18 protein-coding genes are annotated in these 20,862 nt (G+C 73.4%); 8 read left to right on the top strand and 10 right to left on the bottom strand.

Annotated elements, in window-relative coordinates:
* Positions 1 to 50: 50 nt before the first annotated feature.
* Both ABT026_RS08755 and ABT026_RS08750 read left to right on the top strand, forming a co-directional pair.
* Entirely contained in the window at positions 51 to 1,673 is a 1,623-nt protein-coding gene (locus tag ABT026_RS08755) for a penicillin-binding transpeptidase domain-containing protein (protein ID WP_351113399.1), read from the top strand.
* Positions 1,674 to 1,926: 253 nt separating this feature from the next.
* Positions 1,927 to 3,654 carry a penicillin-binding transpeptidase domain-containing protein gene (locus ABT026_RS08750; RefSeq protein ID WP_351113398.1) on the top strand — a complete coding sequence of 576 codons (1,728 nt, stop codon included), beginning with the start codon at positions 1,927 to 1,929 and terminating at the stop codon, positions 3,652 to 3,654.
* 49 nt (positions 3,655 to 3,703) lie between these two features.
* Here ABT026_RS08750 and ABT026_RS08745 read toward each other — a convergent pair whose 3' ends face one another.
* Complete coding sequence (locus ABT026_RS08745; RefSeq protein WP_351113397.1) at positions 3,704 to 4,447, bottom strand: SsgA family sporulation/cell division regulator; 744 nt, start codon at positions 4,445 to 4,447, stop codon at positions 3,704 to 3,706.
* A 90-nt stretch (positions 4,448 to 4,537) separates the two neighbouring features.
* Here ABT026_RS08745 and ABT026_RS08740 point away from each other — a divergent pair, with 90 nt between their 5' ends.
* From ABT026_RS08740 to ABT026_RS08725, 4 genes are all read left to right on the top strand, one after another.
* Positions 4,538 to 5,644 carry an energy-coupling factor ABC transporter permease gene (locus tag ABT026_RS08740; protein WP_351113396.1) on the top strand — a complete coding sequence of 369 codons (1,107 nt, stop codon included), beginning with the start codon at positions 4,538 to 4,540 and terminating at the stop codon, positions 5,642 to 5,644.
* Positions 5,645 to 5,649: 5 nt separating this feature from the next.
* Positions 5,650 to 6,411 (top strand): cobalt ECF transporter T component CbiQ, encoded by a 762-nt coding sequence (gene cbiQ, locus ABT026_RS08735; RefSeq protein ID WP_351113395.1) that lies wholly within the window; start codon positions 5,650 to 5,652, stop codon positions 6,409 to 6,411.
* Positions 6,399 to 7,172, top strand: a complete 774-nt coding sequence (locus ABT026_RS08730; protein WP_351113394.1) for an energy-coupling factor ABC transporter ATP-binding protein — start codon at positions 6,399 to 6,401, stop codon at positions 7,170 to 7,172. The genes cbiQ and ABT026_RS08730 overlap by 13 nt, the downstream gene beginning before the upstream one ends.
* A 159-nt stretch (positions 7,173 to 7,331) precedes the next feature.
* Positions 7,332 to 8,504 (top strand): serine hydrolase domain-containing protein, encoded by a 1,173-nt coding sequence (locus tag ABT026_RS08725; RefSeq protein WP_351113524.1) that lies wholly within the window; start codon positions 7,332 to 7,334, stop codon positions 8,502 to 8,504.
* Here ABT026_RS08725 and ABT026_RS08720 read toward each other — a convergent pair.
* The 3 genes from ABT026_RS08720 to ABT026_RS08710 all read right to left on the bottom strand — a co-directional run bounded on the left by ABT026_RS08720 (position 8,501) and on the right by ABT026_RS08710 (position 10,480).
* Complete coding sequence (locus ABT026_RS08720) at positions 8,501 to 8,989, bottom strand: GNAT family N-acetyltransferase (RefSeq protein ID WP_502967932.1); 489 nt, start codon at positions 8,987 to 8,989, stop codon at positions 8,501 to 8,503. The two genes, ABT026_RS08725 and ABT026_RS08720, sit on opposite strands and share 4 nt — an antisense overlap.
* A gap of 76 nt (positions 8,990 to 9,065) precedes the next feature.
* The gene (locus ABT026_RS08715; RefSeq protein ID WP_351113392.1) at positions 9,066 to 9,911 is read right to left on the bottom strand and encodes an EamA family transporter; all 846 of its coding nucleotides are present in this window, start codon (positions 9,909 to 9,911) and stop codon (positions 9,066 to 9,068) included.
* The gene (locus ABT026_RS08710) at positions 9,908 to 10,480 is read right to left on the bottom strand and encodes a YbaK/EbsC family protein (protein ID WP_351113391.1); all 573 of its coding nucleotides are present in this window, start codon (positions 10,478 to 10,480) and stop codon (positions 9,908 to 9,910) included. Before ABT026_RS08710 ends, ABT026_RS08715 begins: the two co-directional genes overlap by 4 nt.
* Before the next feature lie 115 nt (positions 10,481 to 10,595).
* Here ABT026_RS08710 and ABT026_RS08705 point away from each other — a divergent pair, with 115 nt between their 5' ends.
* Positions 10,596 to 13,886 (top strand): S41 family peptidase, encoded by a 3,291-nt coding sequence (locus ABT026_RS08705; protein WP_351113390.1) that lies wholly within the window; start codon positions 10,596 to 10,598, stop codon positions 13,884 to 13,886.
* Between the two features lie 49 nt (positions 13,887 to 13,935).
* On the opposite strand, the gene ABT026_RS08700 is transcribed toward ABT026_RS08705, so the two are convergent.
* On the bottom strand, positions 13,936 to 14,412 hold the full coding sequence (locus ABT026_RS08700) for a GNAT family N-acetyltransferase (protein ID WP_351113389.1): 477 nt from the start codon (positions 14,410 to 14,412) through the stop codon (positions 13,936 to 13,938).
* A 53-nt stretch (positions 14,413 to 14,465) separates the two neighbouring features.
* Here ABT026_RS08700 and ABT026_RS08695 point away from each other — a divergent pair, with 53 nt between their 5' ends.
* Positions 14,466 to 15,290 (top strand): exodeoxyribonuclease III, encoded by an 825-nt coding sequence (locus tag ABT026_RS08695; protein WP_351113388.1) that lies wholly within the window; start codon positions 14,466 to 14,468, stop codon positions 15,288 to 15,290.
* A 48-nt stretch (positions 15,291 to 15,338) separates the two neighbouring features.
* Here ABT026_RS08695 and ABT026_RS08690 read toward each other — a convergent pair whose 3' ends face one another.
* The 5 genes from ABT026_RS08690 to ABT026_RS08670 all read right to left on the bottom strand — a co-directional run bounded on the left by ABT026_RS08690 (position 15,339) and on the right by ABT026_RS08670 (position 20,808).
* Complete coding sequence (locus tag ABT026_RS08690) at positions 15,339 to 16,922, bottom strand: recombinase family protein (RefSeq protein ID WP_351113387.1); 1,584 nt, start codon at positions 16,920 to 16,922, stop codon at positions 15,339 to 15,341.
* Between the two features lie 182 nt (positions 16,923 to 17,104).
* Positions 17,105 to 17,293 (bottom strand): hypothetical protein, encoded by a 189-nt coding sequence (locus ABT026_RS08685; protein WP_351113386.1) that lies wholly within the window; start codon positions 17,291 to 17,293, stop codon positions 17,105 to 17,107.
* 79 nt (positions 17,294 to 17,372) lie between these two features.
* Positions 17,373 to 18,260 (bottom strand): SDR family oxidoreductase, encoded by an 888-nt coding sequence (locus ABT026_RS08680; protein WP_351113385.1) that lies wholly within the window; start codon positions 18,258 to 18,260, stop codon positions 17,373 to 17,375.
* Positions 18,257 to 19,273: an alpha/beta fold hydrolase gene (locus tag ABT026_RS08675; RefSeq protein ID WP_351113384.1), complete on the bottom strand. Its 1,017-nt coding sequence runs from the start codon at positions 19,271 to 19,273 to the stop codon at positions 18,257 to 18,259. Before ABT026_RS08675 ends, ABT026_RS08680 begins: the two co-directional genes overlap by 4 nt.
* The gene (locus ABT026_RS08670; RefSeq protein ID WP_351113383.1) at positions 19,270 to 20,808 is read right to left on the bottom strand and encodes a flavin-containing monooxygenase; all 1,539 of its coding nucleotides are present in this window, start codon (positions 20,806 to 20,808) and stop codon (positions 19,270 to 19,272) included. The genes ABT026_RS08675 and ABT026_RS08670 overlap by 4 nt, the downstream gene beginning before the upstream one ends.
* Positions 20,809 to 20,862 lie beyond the last annotated feature (54 nt).

The raw sequence follows: 20,862 nt of genomic DNA, 5'->3' as shown, positions 1-20,862 counted from the left end.
CGTCTATGTACATGCCAACGATCGCGTGGGCACCTGGGGAGGGGACGCGAATGCGCAGGGGAGCGAAGGTCGCCGTGGTGGGCACGGCGTGCGCCGTACTGCTGGGCGGGGCCGGATACGGGGCGTACAACATCCTGTCGGCCTTCGGCGGCGGCGACGGGATCGGCGTGATGGCGGCGAGCCCGGACGACCCGCTGGAGGCGGAGGACGTCGAGGAGGCGTCGTCCGCGTTCTTCGCCGCCTGGGAGAAGGGCGAGGGACACGCCGCGGCCGCCGTCACCGACGACGAGGCGTCGGCGGGCGCCCTGCTGACCGGTATGGCCGAGCAGGGCGGGATGGGCAAGGTCAGGATCACGCCCGGAAAGGCGCGGGGCACCACCGTGCCGTTCTCGGTGAAGGCGACCGTGAGCGTGGACGGGAAGAGCAAGCCGCTCGCCTGGGACAGCGAGCTGACCGTGGTACGCGGGCGCACCACCGCCAAGCCGCTGGTCGACTGGGAGCCGACGGTCGCCCACCCGCAGCTGAAGGCCGGTGACACCCTGGTGGCCGGGCCGTCCGACGTCCCGGCGGTGGAACTCCTGGACCGCGACGGCAAGGTGCTCGACGCCGAGAGGTACCCCTCGCTCGGCCCGGTCCTGGACGAGCTGCGGGAACGTTACGGCGAGGCGGCGGGCGGCAGCCCCTCGCTGGAGCTGGTGATCCGGCACACGGAACCGGACACTCCCGACACCACCCTGGTGACCCTGGCGAAGGGCAAGGCCGGCAAGGTCCGCACCACCCTGTCCGCCGGCGCCCAGGCGGCGGCGGAGAAGGCGGTGGAGAAGTACCCCGAATCCTCCGTGGTCGCGCTGAAGCCCAGCACCGGCGAGGTGCTGGCGGTGGCCAACCACCGCTCGGACGGCTTCAACGCCGCGTTCCAGGGCCGGCTGGCGCCGGGTTCCACGATGAAGATCGTCACCGCGGCGATGTACATCGAGAAGGGCGTCACCGCGGCGAACCGCCCAGCCCCCTGCACGCCGACGGCGACCTGGCAGAGCCAGACCTTCCACAACGCCCCCGGGGTCACCCCCAACGAGGGCGCGAACCTGGCCGACAGCTTCGCCCGGTCCTGCAACACCGCCTTCGTCAAGCTGATCGACGAGGTGGACGACGAGTCCCTCACCGGCGTCGCCCAGGAGCGGTTCGGCCTCGGCCGCGACGACTGGAAGACCGGCGTCGTCTCCTTCGACGGCAGCGTCCCGCCCTCCGGCGGCCCCGACCGGGCGGCCAACGCGATCGGCCAGGGCCAGGTGCAGCTCAGCCCGCTGAACGTCGCCTCGATCACCGCCACCGCGAAGACCGGCGTGTTCAAGCAGCCCTTCCTCGTCCCGGCCAAGGCCGACGGACGGAAGTTCGCCACCGCCCGCGGGCTGGCCCCGGCGGTCTCCGCGCAGCTGCGGCAGATGATGTACCTGACCGCCACCCAGGGTTCGGGGCGCGCGGCCATGGCCGGCCTGGGCGGCGACATCGGCGCGAAGACCGGGTCGGCGGAGGTCGACGGGCAGGAGCTCCCCAACAGCTGGTTCGCCGGATACCGGGGCGACGTCGCCGCGGCGGCCGTGGCGCAGCAGGGCGGTCGCGGTGGCGAGGCGGCGGGTCCGGTCGTGGCGGCGGTGCTGCGCGCGGCGGGGTGACCGCCGGGCGCAACGGGGTGACCACCGTCACTTCGCTCTCCGGTGGACACGCCCTGACCTGCGCTCGCCGGGGCCGCCCGGAGGAGAGTGGGGCCGCGCGGGAGGGCAATTCACCGCCCCCCTCCCGCGATGTCCGTCCTCGCTGAGAACATGGGCACCGCACGCCGCACGTTCCGCGCACCGCAACCGCTCCAGAACCGCTCCGGCCGGCTCCTCCGGCCAGGACAGGAATCCATCTCCGGAGGAGAAGACCGTGGGCAAGAGAAGGCGCGTCCCCGAGCGCCGGGGCCTCGGCCGTCGGCCCGCCCTGACCGGCCTGGTGGTCGCCGCGGCCGTGGCGGCCCTGGGCACCGGCGGTTACGTCATGTTCGGCGACGGCGCCTCCGCCGCGGGTTCGGTGCAGACCGCGGAGGACCGGCGCAAGGAGCCGCTGACCGCCGCCGACGTCTCGGCCGCGGCGGAGACGTTCCTGGCCGCCTGGCAGCAGGGCGACGTCGCCCGGGCCGCCAAGGCCACCTCCGACCCGGCGGCCGCCCGCGTCCACCTGGCCGGATGGACGGAACAGGCCCGGATCACCGAGGCCGCCTTCACCGCCGGCCGGCCCAAGGGCGAGGGCCTCACCTTCGCGGTGAAGGCCACCGTCGTCCACGAGAAGCTGAGCAAGCCGCTGGCCTACGACAGCGCCCTCACGGTGGTCCGCCGCGCCGCGGACGGCGAGCCGGTCGTCCGGTGGCGCCCCTCGGTCCTCCATCCGGAACTCAAGGACGACGAGCGGCTGCTCACCGGGGAGGCGGGCACCGCGCCGGTCAAGGCGCTCGACCGCGACGGCGGAGAGCTGACCGCCGACGCCTACCCGTCGGTCGCGCCGATGCTGAAGAGCCTCGCGGAGAAGTACGGCAAGAAGTCCGGCGGCACCGGTGCGATCGCCCTGCGCGCCGTGCCGGCCGAGGTGGCGGAAGCCGCCGGGAAGAACGGCGACACCCCGCCGGGCGGGAAGAAGGACGCCAGGAGCGGGAAGGACGCGAAGAAGGCCGAGGGGCGGGAGCTGCTGCGGCTGGCCGAGGCCACGCCGGGCGAGGTGCGGACCACCCTCCACCCGGGGCTGCAGAAGCTGGCGGAGGAGAAGGTCGCCGCCAAACCGCTGTCCTCGGTGGTGCTGCTGCGCGCCTCCACCGGCGAGATACTCGCCGCCGCCAACGCCGAGCCGGGCCTCAACACGGCCTTCCAGGGCTCCCTGGCCCCCGGCTCCACCATGAAGGTGATCTCCTCGGCGCTGCTGCTGGAGAAGGGTCTCGCCGCCAACGACCGTGAGCACCCGTGCCCCAAGTACTCCTCGTACGGCGGGTGGAAGTTCCAGAACGACGACAAGTTCGCGATGAAGAACGCCACCTTCAAGGCGAGCTTCGCCCGCTCCTGCAACACCGCCTTCATCAGCCAGGCGGAGGAACTGTCCGACGACGCGCTGACGCGGGAGGCCCAGCAGGTCTTCGGCCTGGGGCTGAACAACTGGTCGGTGGGCGTCTCCACCTTCGACGGCGGGGTCCCGGTGCAGTCCGCCGCGCCCAAGGCCGCGTCGCTGATAGGCCAGGGCGGCGTGCGGATGAACCCGCTCAACATGGCCTCGGTCTCGGCGACCGTGTCGGCCGGCTCGTTCCACCAGCCGTACCTGGTGCCGCCCACGGTGGACGACCGCGTCCTGGCCAAGGCCTCGCGGAGCATGAGCTCCGCGGCGCTGGGCCAGCTGCGGGAGCTGATGCGGTACACCGCGCAGGCGGGCACGGCGGCGGAGGCGATGGCCGGGCTCGGCCCCTCCTACGGCGCGAAGACCGGCACGGCGGAGGTCGACGGCCAGGACAAGCCGAACGGGTGGTTCACCGCGTACCGGGGTGACTACGCGGCGGCCGCGGTGGTGCGGGAGAGCGGCCACGGCGGCGAGAACGCGGGGCCGATCGTCGCCGCCCTCCTCGGCGCCACGGGCTGATCCCTGCGCGCGGCGGTCGCTCCGCGGCCGCCCGGCGTCACCGCTCCGGTCAGTTCCGCCGGGTGGCCGCCGCGCCCGCACCCCTCACCGTCACGCCCTCCGGGGGCGCGGCGGTCACCGGCTTCGGCCCGGCTTTGGCTGACACACCCGTACGGGTGACGCGTACACCCTTCCGGGTGGCCCGCCGTCCCGCGGCGGGCGGTGCGGTCGCACGCGGTGCGCTCGCGGAGGCGGGGGCAGCGGCAGGAGCCGCGGAGGCCGGCGAGGCTTGCGCAGCCGCGGAGGCCTGATCGACGGAAGCGGCAGCGGCAGCGGCAGCCGGGGCGACCGGCGTCGCGGGGGCGAAGGCCGAGGCTGGGGCAGCGGCGGCACCGGCCGGAGCGACGGGCGTCGCGGCGGTGACCGGGACGGCGGGGAACGTGGCCCCCGTCGGGGCGGGGGTCGGCGCGCCGGTGGCCGCGGCGTGGATGCGGCCGAGGAAGCGCAGCAGCGCCGTGGTGTCGAACTGGGCCACCACCACGCCCTGCTCACCCGGAAGTTCCACCACCGTGGCGGCGCGGCCGCAGGGCCACACCCTGACCCCTTCCGCCTCCGCGCCGCGGGCCGGGCTGCACACGCCCCGCTCCAGCAACGCGCGGTCCACCCGCCACTCCCGCGGCGTGGGGGCCGCCAGGCGGATCGTCACCTCGGACGCCCCGGGCTCGTGCCGCAGCATCGCGGGGACCCGGCCGCCCCCGTCCTCCTGCGTCGCGGTCAGGACGTGCGCTCGTGTGTACTGTTCGATCGCGGACACTCACACAATGTCCCAGTTTTTCCGCTTTCCCGCCCATCGGGGCCGGCCGCCTTCTTGCAAAGAAGTTGCAACTAGCGGCACCATCGAACAGTGCATGTTCCTGATGGCTTCCTCGACGCCCCCACCTCCGTCGCCACCGGCGCGATAGCCGCCGCGGCCGTAGCCGTGTCGCTGCGCGGCGCCCGCCGCGAACTCGCGGGCTCCGTGACCGGCCCCGCGGGCCCGGCCGCCATGGGAGCGGAGCGCACCGCGCCGCTCGCCGGCCTGACCGCCGCGTTCATCTTCGCCGTGCAGATGCTGAACTTCCCGGTCGCCGCCGGAACCAGTGGGCACCTGCTGGGCGGCGCGCTCGCCGCGATCCTGGTGGGCCCGTTCACCGGCGTCCTGTGCGTCTCCGTGGTGCTGCTGCTCCAGGCGATCCTCTTCGCCGACGGCGGTCTCACCGCGCTGGGCACGAACATCACCTGCATGGCCCTGATCACCGTGGTCGTGGCCCACCTGGTCTTCCGCACCCTGCTGCGGGTGCTGCCCGCCGGGCGTTCCACCGTCACCGCCTCGGCCTTCGCGGCCGCGCTGGTGTCGGTGCCGGCGGCCGCGCTGTTCTTCACCCTGCTGTACGCGATCGGCGGCACCACCGACGTGCCGATCGGCTCCGTCGCCGCCGCGATGGGCGGCGTGCACGTGCTCATCGGCATCGGCGAGGGCGTCATCACCGCCCTGACCGTCGGCGCCGTGATCGCCGTCCGCCCCGACCTGGTGCACGGCGCGCGCGGGCTGCACCGCCCGCTGAAGCTCAAGGTGAACGGCGAGCTGGTCGACGCGCCCGCCCCCGCCGCGACCACCGCGCCCGCGTCCGCGCCGCGCTCCTCGCGGGCGGTGTGGCTCGGCGGCCTGACCGCCTCGCTGGTGCTGGCCGGGTTCGTCAGCTTCTACGCCTCCGCCTCCCCCGACGGCCTGGAGAAGGTCGCCGCCGACAAGGGCATCGACAAGAAGGCCGAGGAGCACGCCGTCGCCGACGGACCGCTGGCCGACTACGGCGTCAGCGGCGTGGACGACGCCCGGCTGTCCGGCGGCCTGGCCGGCGTCATCGGCGTGGGCGTCACCGCGGCCGCGGGCACCGGCGTCTTCGTGGTGGTGCGCCGCCGCGAGAACGCCGGCCGCGAGGACGCCGCCGACCGCGACCACGAGAAGGTCTGACCGGCGTGGGCTCCGGACACTCGCACCGGCTGCACCTGCCCGGCGCCTCGCCGGTGCACCGGCTGCCCGCGCACACCAAGCTGGTCGCCGTCCTCGCCTTCGTGGTGGTGGTGGTCTCCACGCCCCGCGAGGCGGTGTGGGCGTTCGCCGGGTACGCGCTGCTGCTCGCGGCGGTGGCCCGGGCCGCGCGCGTGCCGGCCGGCTTCGCGCTGCGGCGGATGGCCGTGGAGGTCCCGTTCGTGGCGTTCGCCCTGCTCCTGCCGTTCGTGGCGCGGGGCGAGCAGACCGAGGTGCTGGGCGTACACCTCAGCGTCTCGGGGCTGTGGGGCGCGTGGAACATCCTGGCCAAGGGCACGCTGGGCGTCGCCGCCTCCGTCCTGCTGGCCGCCACCACCGAGCTGCGCGACCTGCTGCTCGGCCTGCAACGGCTGCGGATGCCGCCGCTGCTGGTGCAGATCGCCTCGTTCATGCTCCGCTACGGCGACGTCATCGCCGACGAGCTGACGCGGATGCGGATCGCCCGCGAGTCCCGCGGCTTCCAGGCACGCGGACCGCGCGCCTGGGGCGTGCTGGCCCGGACGGCGGGCGCGCTGTTCATCCGCACCTACGAACGCGGCGAGCGGGTCCACCTCGCCATGATGAGCCGCGGCTACACCGGAGCCATGCCGGTGCTCGACGGGTCCGCGGCGACCCGGCTCCAGTGGTCGTCCGCACTGACCCTCCCGGTGACGGCGCTCGCCGTGTGTCTGCTGGGATGGACCCTGTGACAGACCCAGTGACCACGGACGACGTGACGTACTCCCTGGAGGTCTCCGGCCTCGCCTTCGCCTACCCGGACGGCCACCAGGCCCTGTTCGGCGTCGACTTCGCGCTGGAGCGCGGCGAACGCGTCGCGCTGCTGGGCCCCAACGGCGCCGGGAAGACCACCCTGGTGCTGCACCTCAACGGCATCCTCACGGCCGGCGCGGGCAGTGTGCGGGTGGCCGGTCTGCCCGTGGACCGCCCCCACATGGCGGAGATCCGGCAGCGGGTCGGCATCGTCTTCCAGGACCCCGACGACCAGCTCTTCATGCCCACCGTCCGCGAGGACGTCGCCTTCGGCCCGGCCAACGCCGGGCTGCGCGGCGCGGAACTGGAGGCCCGGGTGACCCGGGCGCTGGAGCGGGTCGGCATGGCCGAGCACGCCGGCCGGCCCCCGCACCACCTCTCGTTCGGGCAGCGGCGACGGGTCGCGGTGGCCACGGTGCTGGCGATGGAGCCGGAGATCCTCGTCCTCGACGAGCCGTCCTCCAACCTCGACCCCGCCTCCCGGCGTGAACTCGCCGAGATCCTGACCTCGCTGGACGTCACCGTCCTGATGGTCACCCACGACCTGCCGTACGCGATGGAGCTGTGCCCGCGCTCGCTGGTCCTGTCCGGCGGCACGATCGTGGCGGACGGGCCGACGCCGAAGCTGCTGGCCGACGAGGCGCTGCTGCGGGCGAACCGGCTGGAGCTGCCGTACGGGTTCTCGCCCTCGCCCCGCTGAGGCGGGGGCGCCTGCGCCCCTGCTGTGACCGCCGCCACGCGGCGGCGCGGAATCGGCGCCGTGGCACGCTTGTTGCGCCCGTTGGCGCAGCGCGCCACAGAAGTGCGGGCGCCCAGGGCGTACAGGGCGTCGCGGGAAGACGAGGGAACGGTGGACCAGGTGGACGTCGACGGCACGGTGACCGACCGGTTCGCCCCGGTCCGGGAGGCCTTCGCGCGCAACTTCACGCACCGCGGCGAGCGCGGCGCGGCGGTCGCCGTCCACCTGCACGGCCGCAAGGTCGTGGACCTGTGGGGCGGCACCCGGGACGTCGACGGGGGCGCCCCCTGGGAACAGGGCACGGCGCAGATCGTGCGGTCCGCCACCAAGGGCGTGGCCGCGTCCGTCGTGCTGCTGCTCCACCAGCGCGGACTGCTCGGCCTGGACGAACCGGTGGCCTCGTACTGGCCCGCGTTCAAGGCGGCGGGCAAGGAGCGGGTCACCGTCCGGCACCTGCTGGCCCACCGGGCCGGGGTCCCGGCCGTGGACCGCCCGCTGACCCCCGCCGAGTCCCTGGACCCGGACCGCACCGCGGCGGCGATCGCCGCGCAGGCCCCCGCCTGGGAGCCGGGAACCGCGCACGGCTACCACGCGCAGACCTACGGATGGCTGCTCGGCGGGCTGGTGCGGCAGGTGACCGGGGTGTCGCTGGGCGCCTGGCTGGCCGCGGAGGTCACCGGGCCCTCGGGCGCCGACCTGTGGATCGGCCTCCCTCAGGCCGAGGCGCCCCGGGCCGGACGCTGCGGGCCGCTCCCGGCGCCGGAGACGGGCGGCGGGGCCGGGATCAAGGCCCGGCCCAAGCGGGAGGTGTCCCAGGCGTACGCGGACCCGCGCTCGCTCACCCGGCGGGCGTTCGGCGCGGTCTCCCCCGCGGTGGACGAGAACGACCCGGCGTACCGGGCCGGCGAGTCCCCCGCGTCGGGCGGCGTCGCCACGGCGGAGGGGCTGTCCCGCTTCTACGCCGCACTGTCCGGCGGACTCGACGGCCGTCCCCCGCTGTTCACCCCGCAGACCCTCGAACTCGCCCGCACCGAGCACTCGGTGGGCGCCGACCGGGTGCTGATCGTCAACACCCGCTTCGGCGCGGGGTACATGCTGCACAGCCCGGCCTCGCCGCTGCTCGGCCCCGGCTCCTTCGGCCATCCCGGCCGGGGCGGGGCCCTCGGGTTCGCCGACCCGGAGAGCGGGATCGCCTTCGGCTACGTCACCAACGGCTTCCTGAAGTCGGTCACCGCCGACCCGCGCGCCCAGGCCCTGGTGCGGGCGGTCCGGGAGTCACTGGCCTCCGGCTAGAGGGCCAGGTGCATCACGTGCACGCCGACCAGGCCGTGCACGGGGTGACGGAAGCCCTCCGGGACGGTGCCGACCACGCGGAACCCGAGCGACTCGTACAGCTTCACCGCGCGCGTGTTCGTCTCCACCACCGCGTTGAACTGGATCGCCCGGAACCCGGACTCGCGCGCCCACGCGATCACGTACTCGCACAGCGCGCGGCCGACCCCGCGGCCCGAGTGGTCCGGGTCCACCATGAAGCTGGCGCTCGCCATGTGCGCGGCGTTCCCCGTGCGGGACATGTTGCAGTTCATCTTCGCGGAGCCGACGATCCGCCCCCCGTCGTCGACGGCGACGACCGTGCGGTCCGGCGCGGGCAGGAACCACCAGCCGCGGGCCTCCTCCTCACCGAGGTCCAGCGGGTACGGGTACGTCTCCCCGGCCTCCACGATGCGCCGGAAGAACGGCCACACCCCGGCCCAGTCCGCCTGGTCCGCCTCACGCATCAGCATGCGGCGATCATGTCACCGCCCCCGGCCCTCGCGACAACGCGTTTCCGCGCCGTCAGGCCGTGCGCCCCTCTCACCCGGCGTGCAGCATCAGCCCCAGTCCCGCCACCATCAGGACCGCCCCCAGCACCCGCGGCATCCCGAACCGTTCCTTGAAGAAGACCGCCCCGATCGCCGCCCCCACGATGATCGACGACTCCCGCAGCGCCGCGATCGGCGCCATCTCCCCCCGCGTCTGCGCCCACAGCACCAGCCCGTACGCCGCCACCGACAGGCCCGCGCCGAGCAGCCCCAGCCCCGCGTGCGGCCGCAGCACCGCGAGCGTCCGCCCGCGCAGCCGGTACACGGCGTACAGCGGGACGCCGAGTCCGCCCAGCGCCATCAGGTACGCGGTGTACCCGGGCGCGGACTGCGCCGCCCGTACGCCCAGCCCGTCGACCACGGTGTACGCCGCGATGGCGAGCCCCGTCGCGATGGCCGCGCCGATCGCCGCCCAGTCCGGCCGCTTCCCCCGCAGCCCCCACAGGGCGACGGCGGTCAGGCCCAGGCAGGACACCGCCACGCCCGCCATCGCCCAGCCGTCCGGGACCTCGTCGGCGAAGACGGCCGCCAGCACCGTCACCACCAGGGGCGCGGTGCCCCGGGCGATCGGATAGGCCTGGCCGAAGTCGCCCAGCTTGAACGAGCGCATCAGCAGCGCGTAGTAGACGACGTGCAGCACGCCGGAACCCAGCAGGTAGGGCCATGCCCCGGCCGCCGGGACCGGCACGAAGGGCATCGCGGCGACACCGATCAGGGCCCCGCCCCCGGCGATCAGGGTGAAGCCGGTCAGCTTGTCGGTGATCCCGTGCGCCAGCGCGTTCCACGCGGCGTGCGCGACGGCGGCCAGCACCACCGCCGCCATGACCAGGGGCGTCACGCGTCCTGCCCCGCGGCCCGCTCGCGGACGTCGACGACCGTCGCGCCGGCCAGGGCGACCAGGTCGGCGGGGGCGACGGGGAACACGCTGTGCGGCGTGCCCGCCGCGGCCCACACCACCTCGTGGTCCAGCAGCGAGCGGTCGGCGAGCACCCGGGTCCGCGTCCGGTGCCCGAACGGCGGCACGCCCCCGATGGCGTAACCGGTGGCCTCCCGCACCGCCGCGGCCGAGGCCCGGGACACCTTCTTCGCGTCCAGCTCCCGCCGCACCGCCTCCACGTCGACCCGCCCGGCCCCGTCCATCAGGACCAGCACCGGCTCCGCGTCGGCGGCGAAGATCAGCGACTTGCAGATCTGGGAGAGCTCGCAGCCGACCGCCGCGGCCACCTCCGCCGCGGTCCGCACCGCGTCCGGATACCGGCGGACGCCCGCCAGCAGCGCCTCCAGCCCCTGTTCCCGCAGCGCGGCCGCGAACCGGGGGTGCGCCGCCTCCGCGCCGCCACCCGCGTCGCCTCCCGCGCCTCCCGCGTCGCCCCCGGTGCTGTCATGCGTGTGCTGCTCGATGCTCATGACCGCACGCTAGTGATCTCCCCCGCCCCGACGCGAGCCCGTTCCACGTCCCGGACCCCACCGGCCGTTCGCCGCCCGAGTTGCCCGCCCGCCCGGCCCGCCGAAGCATGGTGGGGTGACCTTTTTGCGCCTGCCCCACATCCGCGGCGACCTGCTGTGCTTCGTGGCCGAGGACGACCTCTGGCTGGCGCCCTTGGAGAAGGGCGGCGAGTGCGGCCGGGCCTGGCGGCTCACCTCGGACCGCACCAAGATCGGCCACCCCCGCTTCTCGCCGGACGGCACGCTGATCGCCTACACCTCCTGGCACACCCTGGTCCCCGAGGTCCACGTGCTGCCCGTGGAGGGCGGCGAGTCGACCCGGCTGACCTACTGGGGCGGCCCGGACGCCCGGGTGTGCGGCTGGACGCCGCCCGACCCGGACCTCGGCGGCCGCAGCGACATCCTCGCCGTCTCCTCGCACGGACAGCCGTTCCCGATCACCTTCTCCCACGCCGTCCCGCTGGACGGCGGCCCCGGCGCCCCACTGCGCTGGGGCCCGGTCTCCGACATCGACCTCACCGCCGACCCCCGGGCCGCCGCCCAGGGCGAGGCCAGCGACGACTGGCGCACCCTCCTGCTCACCGGCACGCCTCCGCACGAGCCGGCCTCCTGGAAGCGCTACCGCGGCGGCGCCGCCGGACGCCTGTGGCTGGACGGGCAGCGGCTGCTCGCCGACCTCGGCGGCCACCTGGACTCCCCGCAGTTCGTCGGCGACCGGATCGCCTTCCTCTCCGACCACGAAGGCGTCGGCAACCTCTACTCCTGTGCCCTCGACGGCACCGACCTGCGCCGCCACACCGACCACGCCGAGTACTACGCCCGCCACGCCTCCGGCGACGGCACCCGGGTGGTCTACCAGTGCGCCGGCGACCTGTGGATCGTCGACGACCTCGCGGCGGACTCCGCACCGCGCAGGCTGGACGTGCGCACCTCCGGCCCGCGCGCCGGCCGCCGCGTCCACCAGGTGCCGGCCGCGCAGCACGTCGGCGGCATCGCGGTGGACGAGACCGGCCGGGCCAGCGCCGTGGTGGTGCGCGGCAGCCTGTACTGGCTCACCCACCGCGACGGCCCGGCGCGCACCATCACCGACGTGCCGGGCGTGCGCGTGCGGCTGCCGGAGATGCTGGGCGGCAGCGGGCGCATCGCCTACGTGACCGACGCCGAGGGCGAGGACGCCGTCGAGATCGCCTACCTGCCCCGCGCCACCGGCGACCGCGCCCCGCACCGGCTCGCCTCGGGCCGGCTGGGCCGGGTCCTGGAGATGACCGCCGACCCGGACGGCAACCGCCTGGCGGTCGCCTCCCACGACGGGCGGCTGATGCTGATCACCGTCTCGGACGACGCCGGCTCCGACACCGAGGCCTACGGCTCGGTCACCGAACTCGTCCGCTCCGGCAACGGCCCGGTCCGCGACCTCGCCTTCTCCCCCGACGGCGGCTGGCTGACCTGGTCGCACCCGACCGTCGGACGGACCCTGCGCAAGATCAAGCTGGCCCGGATCAAGGACGGGACGATCGTCGACGTCACCAACGGCCGCTTCGAGGACGAGAGCCCGGTCTTCACCAGCGACGGCCGCTACCTGGCCTTCCTGTCCTGGCGCGGCTTCGACCCGGTGTACGACGTGCACACCGGCGACCTGTCGTTCCCGCTGGGCTCGCGCCCCTACCTGGTGCCGCTGTCCTCCGCCACGCCGTCGCCGTTCGCCCTCTCCCCCGAGGGCCGCCCGGCGGCGGGCGGGCTGGAACTGGAGGGGTCCGACGAGCCCGGCGTGGTCTCCATCGAGACGGAGGGGCTGGAGAGCCGGGTCACCCCGTTCCCGGTGGCCGCCTCCAAGTACTCCTCGCTCACCCCGGTGGCGGGCGGCGGCCTGGTCTGGCTGCGCTGGCCGATCTCCGGCGCGCTCGGCGAGACCTTCGCCAACCCGGACGACCCGAGCGACCGGCCCTCCCTGGAACACTTCAACATCGCCAAGGCGCGGCGCACCGAACTCGTCCACCACCTGGAGTGGTTCGGCGTCAGCGGCGACGGCAGCCGGCTGGTCGTCGTCCAGGACGGCGAGCTGCGGGCGCTGCCCGCCACCGAGCCCGGCGACCTGGACACCACGGTGTGGATCGACGCGCGGCGCATCTCGCACCGGGTGGACCCCGGCGCCGAGTGGCGGCAGGCCTTCGAGGAGGCGGGGCGGCTCACCCGCGCCTACTTCTGGGACCCCGGCATGTGCGGCATCGACTGGGACGCGGTCCTCGCCCAGTACCGGCCGCTGGTCGAGCGGGTCGCCACCCCGGACGAGTTCGCCGACCTGCTGCGCGAGGTGCTGGGCGAACTGGGCACCTCGCACGCCTACGTCACCCCGGCCCGGCGCAACGAGGGCCCGCCGCACTACCAGCGCCGCCAGGGTCTGCTCGGCGCGGACCTGGTGCGCACCCCGGCCGGCTGGCAGGTCAAGCGGATCCTGCCGGGCGACTCCTCCGACTCACGCGCCCGCTCCCCGCTGGCCGGCACCGGCATCCGCGAGGGCGCGGTGCTCACCCATGTGAACGGCCGCCCGGTGGAGGTCACCGCCGGGCCCTTCCCGCTGCTGGCGGGCACCGGCGACACCACCGTGGAGCTCACCTTCGCCGTCCCCGGCGGCGGGCCGACCCGCCGGGTCGCCGTGCTGCCGCTGGTCGACGAGCGGCCGCTGCGCTACCAGACCTGGGTCGCCGAGCGGCGCGAGATCGTCCGGGAGCTGAGCGAGGGCCGGTGCGGCTACCTGCACATCCCCGACATGGGCGGCTCCGGCTGGGCCCAGTTCAGCCGCGACGTGCGGATGGAGGTCTCCCGGCCCGCCCTCATCGTCGACGTGCGCGGCAACGCGGGCGGCCACATCAGCGAACTCGTCGTGGAGCAGCTGACCCGCACCATCCTCGGCTGGGACGTCACCCGCCACGCGGAGCCGGTCTCCTACGCCTCCAACGCCCCGCGCGGGCCGGTGGTGGCCGTCGCCGACGAGGCGACCTCCTCCGACGGCGACATGATCACCGCGGCGTTCAAGCTGCTGGAGCTCGGCCCGGTGGTGGGCCAGCGCACCTGGGGCGGCGTGGTCGGCATGACCGGCCGCCACCGCCTGGGCGACGGCACGGTCATCACCGTCCCGATGAACGCGGCCTGGTTCGACGCGTACGGCTGGTCCGTCGAGAACCACGGCGTCGAGCCGGACGTCGAGGCGCTGCGCACCCCCCTCGACTGGGCCGAGGGCCGCCTCACCGGCCTCGAGGAGGCCGTCCGCATCGCCCTCGACCTCCTCTCGGAGCACCCGGCGGCCACCCCGCCCTCCCACGACGCCATCCCCGACCGCACCAGACCCCCACTGCCACCGAGGCCGTGAACGCTCAGGTCAGGGCGTGAACGCTCAGGTCAGGGCGTGATTGCGCGGGTCACAGCTGCTTGGCCATGCAGATGCTGTTCTCGTGGAAGCGGTAGTAGCCGAACTTGCCGCAGCGGTCGTAGCCGGAGGAACCGTAGAGGGCGACGGCCTCGGGCTGCTGGTCGCCGGTCTCCAGGACCATGCGGGTGCGGCCGGCGGCGCGGGCGTCCTCCTCGAGCAGGGCGAGGATGCGGCGGGCCAGGCCCAGGCCGCGGCACTGCTCGATCACGAACATCCGCTTGAGCTCGGCGTCCCCGTCCTGGTTGCCCTCGTCGTTCTCGTCCTGCGCGCGCCAGCCGCCGGTGGCGACCGGGCGGTCCTGCTCGTCGTAGGCGATCAGGAAGAGCCCGTTCGGCGGACGGAAGTCGTCGGGGTGCAGGACCGTGGCGTCGCCGCCGTCGCCGTAGCGGCGCCGGTACTCCTCCTGGACCTCGTCGTTCAGCTTCACGGCGTCGGGGTGGTCGAACGGGACAGTGCGGATGTTCATGGCGGGGATCGTACTTCCGTGCTGTTCGGCGAACTGATGGGCGGGTCCGTCCAGTGTGCCGGTATTGTGCTCCGGTGCTTACTGTGACCTCCGTCAATGTCAACGGGCTCCGCGCCGCCGCCAAGAAGGGCTTCGTCGAGTGGCTGGCGGAGACCTCCGCCGATGTGCTGTGCCTGCAGGAGGTGCGGGCCGAGCCGGGCCAGCTCCCGCAGGCCGCCGGCGCCCCCGACGGGTGGCACGTCGTCCACGCGCCGTCCGCCGCCAAGGGCAGGGCCGGCGTCTCCCTCTACACCCGCCGGGAGCCGGACGCGGTGCGCGTCGGGTTCGGGTCCGCGGAGTTCGACACCACCGGCCGCTACGTGGAGGCGGACCTGCCGGGCGTCACCGTCGCCAGCCTCTACCTGCCCTCCGGCGAGGTCGGCACCGAGCGGCAGGACGAGAAGTACCGGTTCATGGACGAGTTCCTGGTGTACCTGAAGGCGCTGCGCGAGCGCGCCGCGGCCGACGGGCGCGAGGTGGTGGTCTGCGGCGACTGGAACATCGCCCACGCCGAGGCCGACCTCAAGAACTGGCGCGCCAACCGCAAGAGCTCCGGGTTCCTCCCCGAGGAGCGCAAGTGGCTGACCCGGGTGCTCTCGCCCGGCGACGGCGGCTACGTCGACGTGGTCCGCGCCCTGCACCCGGAGACGGAGGGGCCGTACTCCTGGTGGTCCTACCGCGGCCGCGCCTTCGACAACGACAGCGGGTGGCGCATCGACGCGCTCTACGCAACGCCCGGTCTGGCGGCCCGTGCAGTGAAGGCGTACGTGGAAAGGGCAGCCAGTCACACCGAACGCTGGTCGGACCACGCACCGGTGACCGTCGTGTTCGACCAGTAGCCGTCGGCTCAGCAAGAAGCCGTATCCCGCCCTCCACTCCGTCCAGCGTCAGGTGGATGACGCGGTGTGCGCCTCCACTTCATGATCCGCCACGCGCGCCGTGAGCGGTTCGACCTGCGCCCCGATCGTGAAGGCCAGCCGCTTGGTGTCCGGGCCCTTGAGCCGTTCCGGCCCTCCGCCAGGACGGCCTTTGGCGACAGTGACCTGCACCTTCGCGTCCAGGAGGAGCTGACGGCGGCCAAGGGTGTCGTGTCGGTTCCAGAAGCTGGCATACGTCTCGCCTGTCTCCACCACCTCCGTCCTGCTCTCCTGGCGCGGCGTCGCTTCCAGGGCTTCCGCACGCCGTTCCAGGGCAGCCACTTCGTCCTCCCAGACCATCCGTCCGGTCTTAGACCGGCGCATGTCCCGATCCGCGTACAGGGCTCGCAGTTCGCCCTCCACTTCGCGAAGTTCGGGTCGTGGGTCGTATCCCTTGCGGGTGATGACCTTTGTCATCACGACCTCTCCCATCCGGCCAAGGAACTCGTCCGTCACGTACTGCTCCAGCCAGTCGGCACGCATACCCGACACGGCGGGGCAGCGGATACCACGAGACGTGGCGCGGCAGACGTAATCCATCCCTCCGACGCGCTTCGACAGGTACATGTTCCCGCCGCACCCTGCGCAACGGACCACTCCCAGGAGGAGGGCGTTCGTGCCCTTGCGACCCTTGCCGTTACGCGGCGTGCGTGCGGAGAGGGCGTCCTGAAGAACCTGATACTCCTCCTGCGTCAGAACGGGCTCCCCGATCAGGACAGGACTGCCGTCACAGTCCCGCACGGTCTTTCCCTGGTGGACTCGGTGGCCCATCAGTGCGGGGGTCCGGAGTACTTTCGACAAGGTTCCGGACGTCCAGCGGAAGCGGTCATGGCTTCGGCCACCGCGCATGCCGCCAGGTTCCCGCCCGGCCTTGACCGCCTGGTAGTCGCGCGGGACCGGGGTCCCGGATTCGTTCAGCGCGTACGCGAGCGAGCACAGGGACTCGCCGTCCAGAACGGCCTTCACGATGCGAGTCAAGATCTTCACGGCTTCGGGGTCGGGGGCCAGCTTGAACCCGGGCCCCTCAGGATTGGGGACCTTCTCGTACCCGAACGGCACCAGCCCCCCTCCGTAGCGGCCCTGGGAGCGAAGCGCTGCCATAGCACCGGTCACGCGTTCACGGATGGCCGTCGACTCCATCTGCGCGGAAAAGGCCAGGAGCGTCGTGATCAACTCTGAGACAGGGGAGACGGTCCGCATGTCAAGATCCATCGGCGTGCCGCCAGGCCCTTCGGCGAAGACCAAGAGCTTCCCGTGCTGCTTTGCCCAGCGACCCAGCTCGGCCATGTCGGCCATGGAGCGGACAGCGCGGTCCATGCGCCACCAGATGATCATGTCGAAGTCGTCGGGCCGCTCGAGCCAGGCACCCAGTTCCGGCCGGTCGAAGGGTGTCGTCTTCGTCGCGCTGACGTCCAGGTCTTCCGCTTCCCCAACGATGACAGCTCCGCGGCGCGCGGCTTCCTTGCTGTTGGCTGCCCTTTGGCGACTCGGCGACGTTGTCTCGTCAGTGCGAACAGAGAGGCGGATGGCGCTCAGCGCGCGAACTTGGCTCACCTGACGGAACCTACGGAGATCTACGTCAATTGGCCCACTCATAGATCATCCGTCAGAAAATGTTACAACTCCGGGGACTGGGCCGGGAAAGCCTCCCCCTGGGGCGACACGCGAAGGGCGCCCCCTCGTCAAGGGGGCGCCCTCGTCACAGGATCAGGCTGCGCGCGTTGCCAGGGCCTGCGTCAGATCGTGTCCTCGTCGTAGATGTCGTCCTCGGACGACCGGCGCGAGCGGTCCTGCTCGCGGTCCGACGGGGAGCGGTCACGGGACGGGGAGCGGTCGCCCATCTCGTCCTTCTTCTGACCCATGCGCTGGTTGGCCTCCTGCTGGAGACGCTCGGCCTTGTCCTGGAACTGGTCCTTGATGCCCATGTGTGTCACTCCAATGAGTGGTGAGGGGATCGGGGCTCGACCAGCGTGACACGGCCGTGCACGCAGCGCATTTCGATCATCACCCGCTGTGCTGGGACGTCCGTTCCTGCTCGTCGGCGGCGCCTCCGGCGCCCACCAGACCGGGCCGGACCTGGTCCAGACGGTCGTCGAACCGCCGCACCTCGCGGGGCCCGACCGTGCCGATCAGGGTGGGCAGCGCGCCACGGATCGACTGCATGCCGCGCAGCCACCACTGCCCGTAGACGTGCGCGGAGCGCCGCTCGATGCCGTCCACCAGCCGGTCCACCGCGGGACCGAGCGGGTAGGTCTTGTTGGTCGGCCACGGCAGCCGCTTGCGCAGCTCGCGCATCACGTCGTCCTGGTCGGCGCCGCGCACCATGTCGGTGTCGGTCCACGACAGGTAACCGACGCCCACGTCCACGCCCTTGTGGCCGACCTCGCCGCGCAGGCAGTGCGCGAACGCCTCGACGCCGGACTTGGAGGCGCAGTACGCCGACATCATCGGGGCCGGGGTGAGCGCGGCCAGCGAGGCGATCTGCAGCAGGTAGCCGCGGGTCTCCATCAGCGCGGGCAGGAACGCCCGCGCGGTGACCGCCGAGCCGATCAGGTTGACCTCGATCACCCGCCGCCAGGCGTCCGCGTCGGAGCTGACGAGCGGACCGCCGGTGGCGACGCCCGCGTTGGCGATCACGATGTCGATCCGCCCGAACCGCTCCTTGACCTCGGCGGCCACCTGGTTCATGGCGTCCTGGTCGGTGACGTCGGCGTGCCACCAGTCGCTCTCGGCGTACAGGCGGCCGGAGACCTCCTTGAGCCGCTCCGGCTCCAGGCCCACCAGCGCCACCTTCACGCCGCGCACCGACAGCTTGCGGGCCAGCAGCTCGCCGACGCCCCGCGCGCCGCCGGTGACGACGGCGACCCGTCCCTCCAGGTTGATCTTGCTCATGCGGCGCTCTCCTTCGTCGTGCCGGTCGTGCCGGTCCTGTCGGTCGTGCCGGTCCGGTCGGTGCCCTCGGCGGTGTTCCCGGTGCGCGCGTCGGCCGCAGCGCCGTCGGCGAGGTGGGCGGCGGCCAGCGCCCTGATGCGGTCGGTGACCACGTCCGGCGCCTCGATCGGGGTCATGTGGCCGAGGCCCGGAAGTTCGGTCACCCGGAGGCAGTTGGGCAGCTCCTGGGCGAGGTTACGGGCGTGCACCGGCGGTGTCAGCCGGTCCGCGGTGCCCACGAGGACCTCGGTGGGGAGGTCCAGCAGCCGTGCGCCCTCGGTGAGTTCGAGGGTGGACAGGACGTGGGACCAGGCGTGCCGCGCCTTGGTGGGGCAGGCGTGCACCACCCGTGCGCAGGCCTCCACCATCTGCGGCGTCGAACCGGCGCCCATGGTGCCGTACTTGAGGACCTTGCGGCTGAAGCCGGTGGGCCGGCGGCCGATCGGCAGCGGGGAGCCCAGGATCTGTCCGGTGAGCCAGGTGCGGACCGCGCCGCGCCTGATCGGGAGGACCGTGGACTCCGGCACCAGGGCGGAGGCGCCGGTGGAGCAGAGCAGTACGGCCGCGGCGTGTTCGCGGAAGCCGGGGCGTCCGGCGGCCGCCATGATCGTCATGCCGCCCATCGAGTGTCCGGCGATCACCGCCTTCTCGCCGGGGGCGAGGGTGGCGGCCAGCACCGCCTCGAGGTCGTCGGCGAGCTGCTGGGTGCCGACGGGGGCGTGCAGCGGGCTGCCGCCGTGTCCGCGCTGGTCGTAGGCGATGACGCGGAACCGGTCGGACAGGTCGCGGATCTGCGCCGCCCAGAAGGCGACGGAGCAGGTCCAGCCGTGGGCGAGCACGACGGCGGGGGCGCCCTCGGGGCCGTGCACCTCGATCGAGATGCGGGCGCCGTCCGCGGAGAAGGCGGTCAGCTCGCGGGCGGGCGCGGGCGGCTGGTAGCGGCCCAGCGTCGTCAGGTGGTCGAGGGTGCTCATGCGGCGGCCTCCACGGCGGCGGTGGCGCCGGGCCCGGAAGCGGCCTCGGCTGCGGCGGGGGCGGGGCGGACCACGTCGTACTCCAGCAGGTCGACCCGGCGGGTGGCCTTGCGGAACTCGGAGGTGGTGCCCGGCCAGACGGTGGTGTTGCGCCCGCCTGCGTCGAGGTACCAGCTGGTGCAGCCGCCGGTGTTCCACACGGTGCGCTTCATCCGCTCCTGGACGCGGTGGGTCCAGGCGTCCTGCGCCTCGGGGCGCACGTCCAGGGCGGCGCGTCCGCCGAGGACGTCGAGCTGGCGCAGGTAGTCGGCGAGGTAGTTCAGCTGGGCCTCGATCATGAGGATCATCGAGGAGTTGCCGAGCCCGGTGTTGGGGCCGATGACCAGCAGGAAGTTGGGGAAGCCGGCCGTGGTGGTGCCGCGCAGGCCCGCCATGCCGTCCTTCCAGGTCTCCGCGAGGGTCCGTCCGTCGGCGCCGACCGCGCGCTCGGCGATCGGCATGTCGGTGACGTGGAAGCCGGTGCCGAAGACGATCGCGTCGACCTCGGCCTCGGTGCCGTCGGAGGCCACCAGGGTGGAGCCCCTGACCTCGGCCAGGCCGCTCGCCACCACGTCCACATTCGGCTGTGCGAGCGCCGGGTAGTAGGTGTTGGAGAGGAGGATGCGCTTGCAGCCGATCCGGTAGTCCGGGGTCAGCTTGCGGCGCAGTTCGGGGTCCTTGACCGCCTTGGCCATGTTGGCCTTGGCGAGCTTCTCGACGACGCCGAGCAGGTCGGGGTGCTTGGTGAACGCCTGCACCTGGAGCTCGCGGATGCCCCACAGGACGCCGCGGCGCATCCTGGTGGTGAGCGGGACGGCGCGGTGGACCTTGCGCTCCAGGCCGCCGATCGGGCGGTCGGCGCGGGGCATCACCCACGGGGGCGTGCGCTGAAGCACGGTGAGCCGGCCGACCTTCGGCTGGATCGCGGGCACGATCTGGATGGCGGAGGCGCCGGTGCCGACCATGGCGACGCGCTTGCCGGTGAGGTCGTAGTCGTGGTCCCAGCGGGCGGAGTGGAACACCTTGCCGGGGAACGAGTCGAGGCCGGGCACGTCGGGCAGCTTGGGGTCGGAGAGCGGGCCGGTGGCGTTGACCACGACGTCGGCGGTGAGGCTGCCGCTCTTCGTCTCGATCACCCAGTGCAGCGCCTCGTTGTCCCAGGTCATGCGCTCGACCTCGGAGTCGAAGCGGAGGTGGGGGCGCAGGCCGAAGGTGTCGGCCACCTTCTCCAGGTAGGCGTGGATGTGCTCCTGCCCGGAGAAGGCGCGCGGCCAGTCCGGGTTGGGGGCGAAGGAGAACGAGTACAGGTGCGACGGGACGTCGCAGGCGCACCCGGGGTAGCTGTTGTCGCGCCAGGTGCCGCCGAGGGCGGAGGCGCGTTCCAGGACGACGAAGTCGGTGACGCCCTCCCGGCGGAGCCGGACCGCGGCGCCGAGTCCGCCGAACCCGGCGCCGATCACCGCCACTCGTACGTGTTCGTGCTCGTAGTCGGCCATCCCGCCGCCTCCCGCGCTGTGTCTGGCTGTTGCTGGTGCCGTGCCGAGTTCGTG

Source organism: Streptomyces sp. NPDC002734, assembly GCF_040295685.1.
GTDB lineage: Bacteria > Actinomycetota > Actinomycetes > Streptomycetales > Streptomycetaceae > Streptomyces.
Note: the sequence above shows the minus strand (reverse complement) of the source record. Positions and strands in the feature narration are given on the sequence as shown.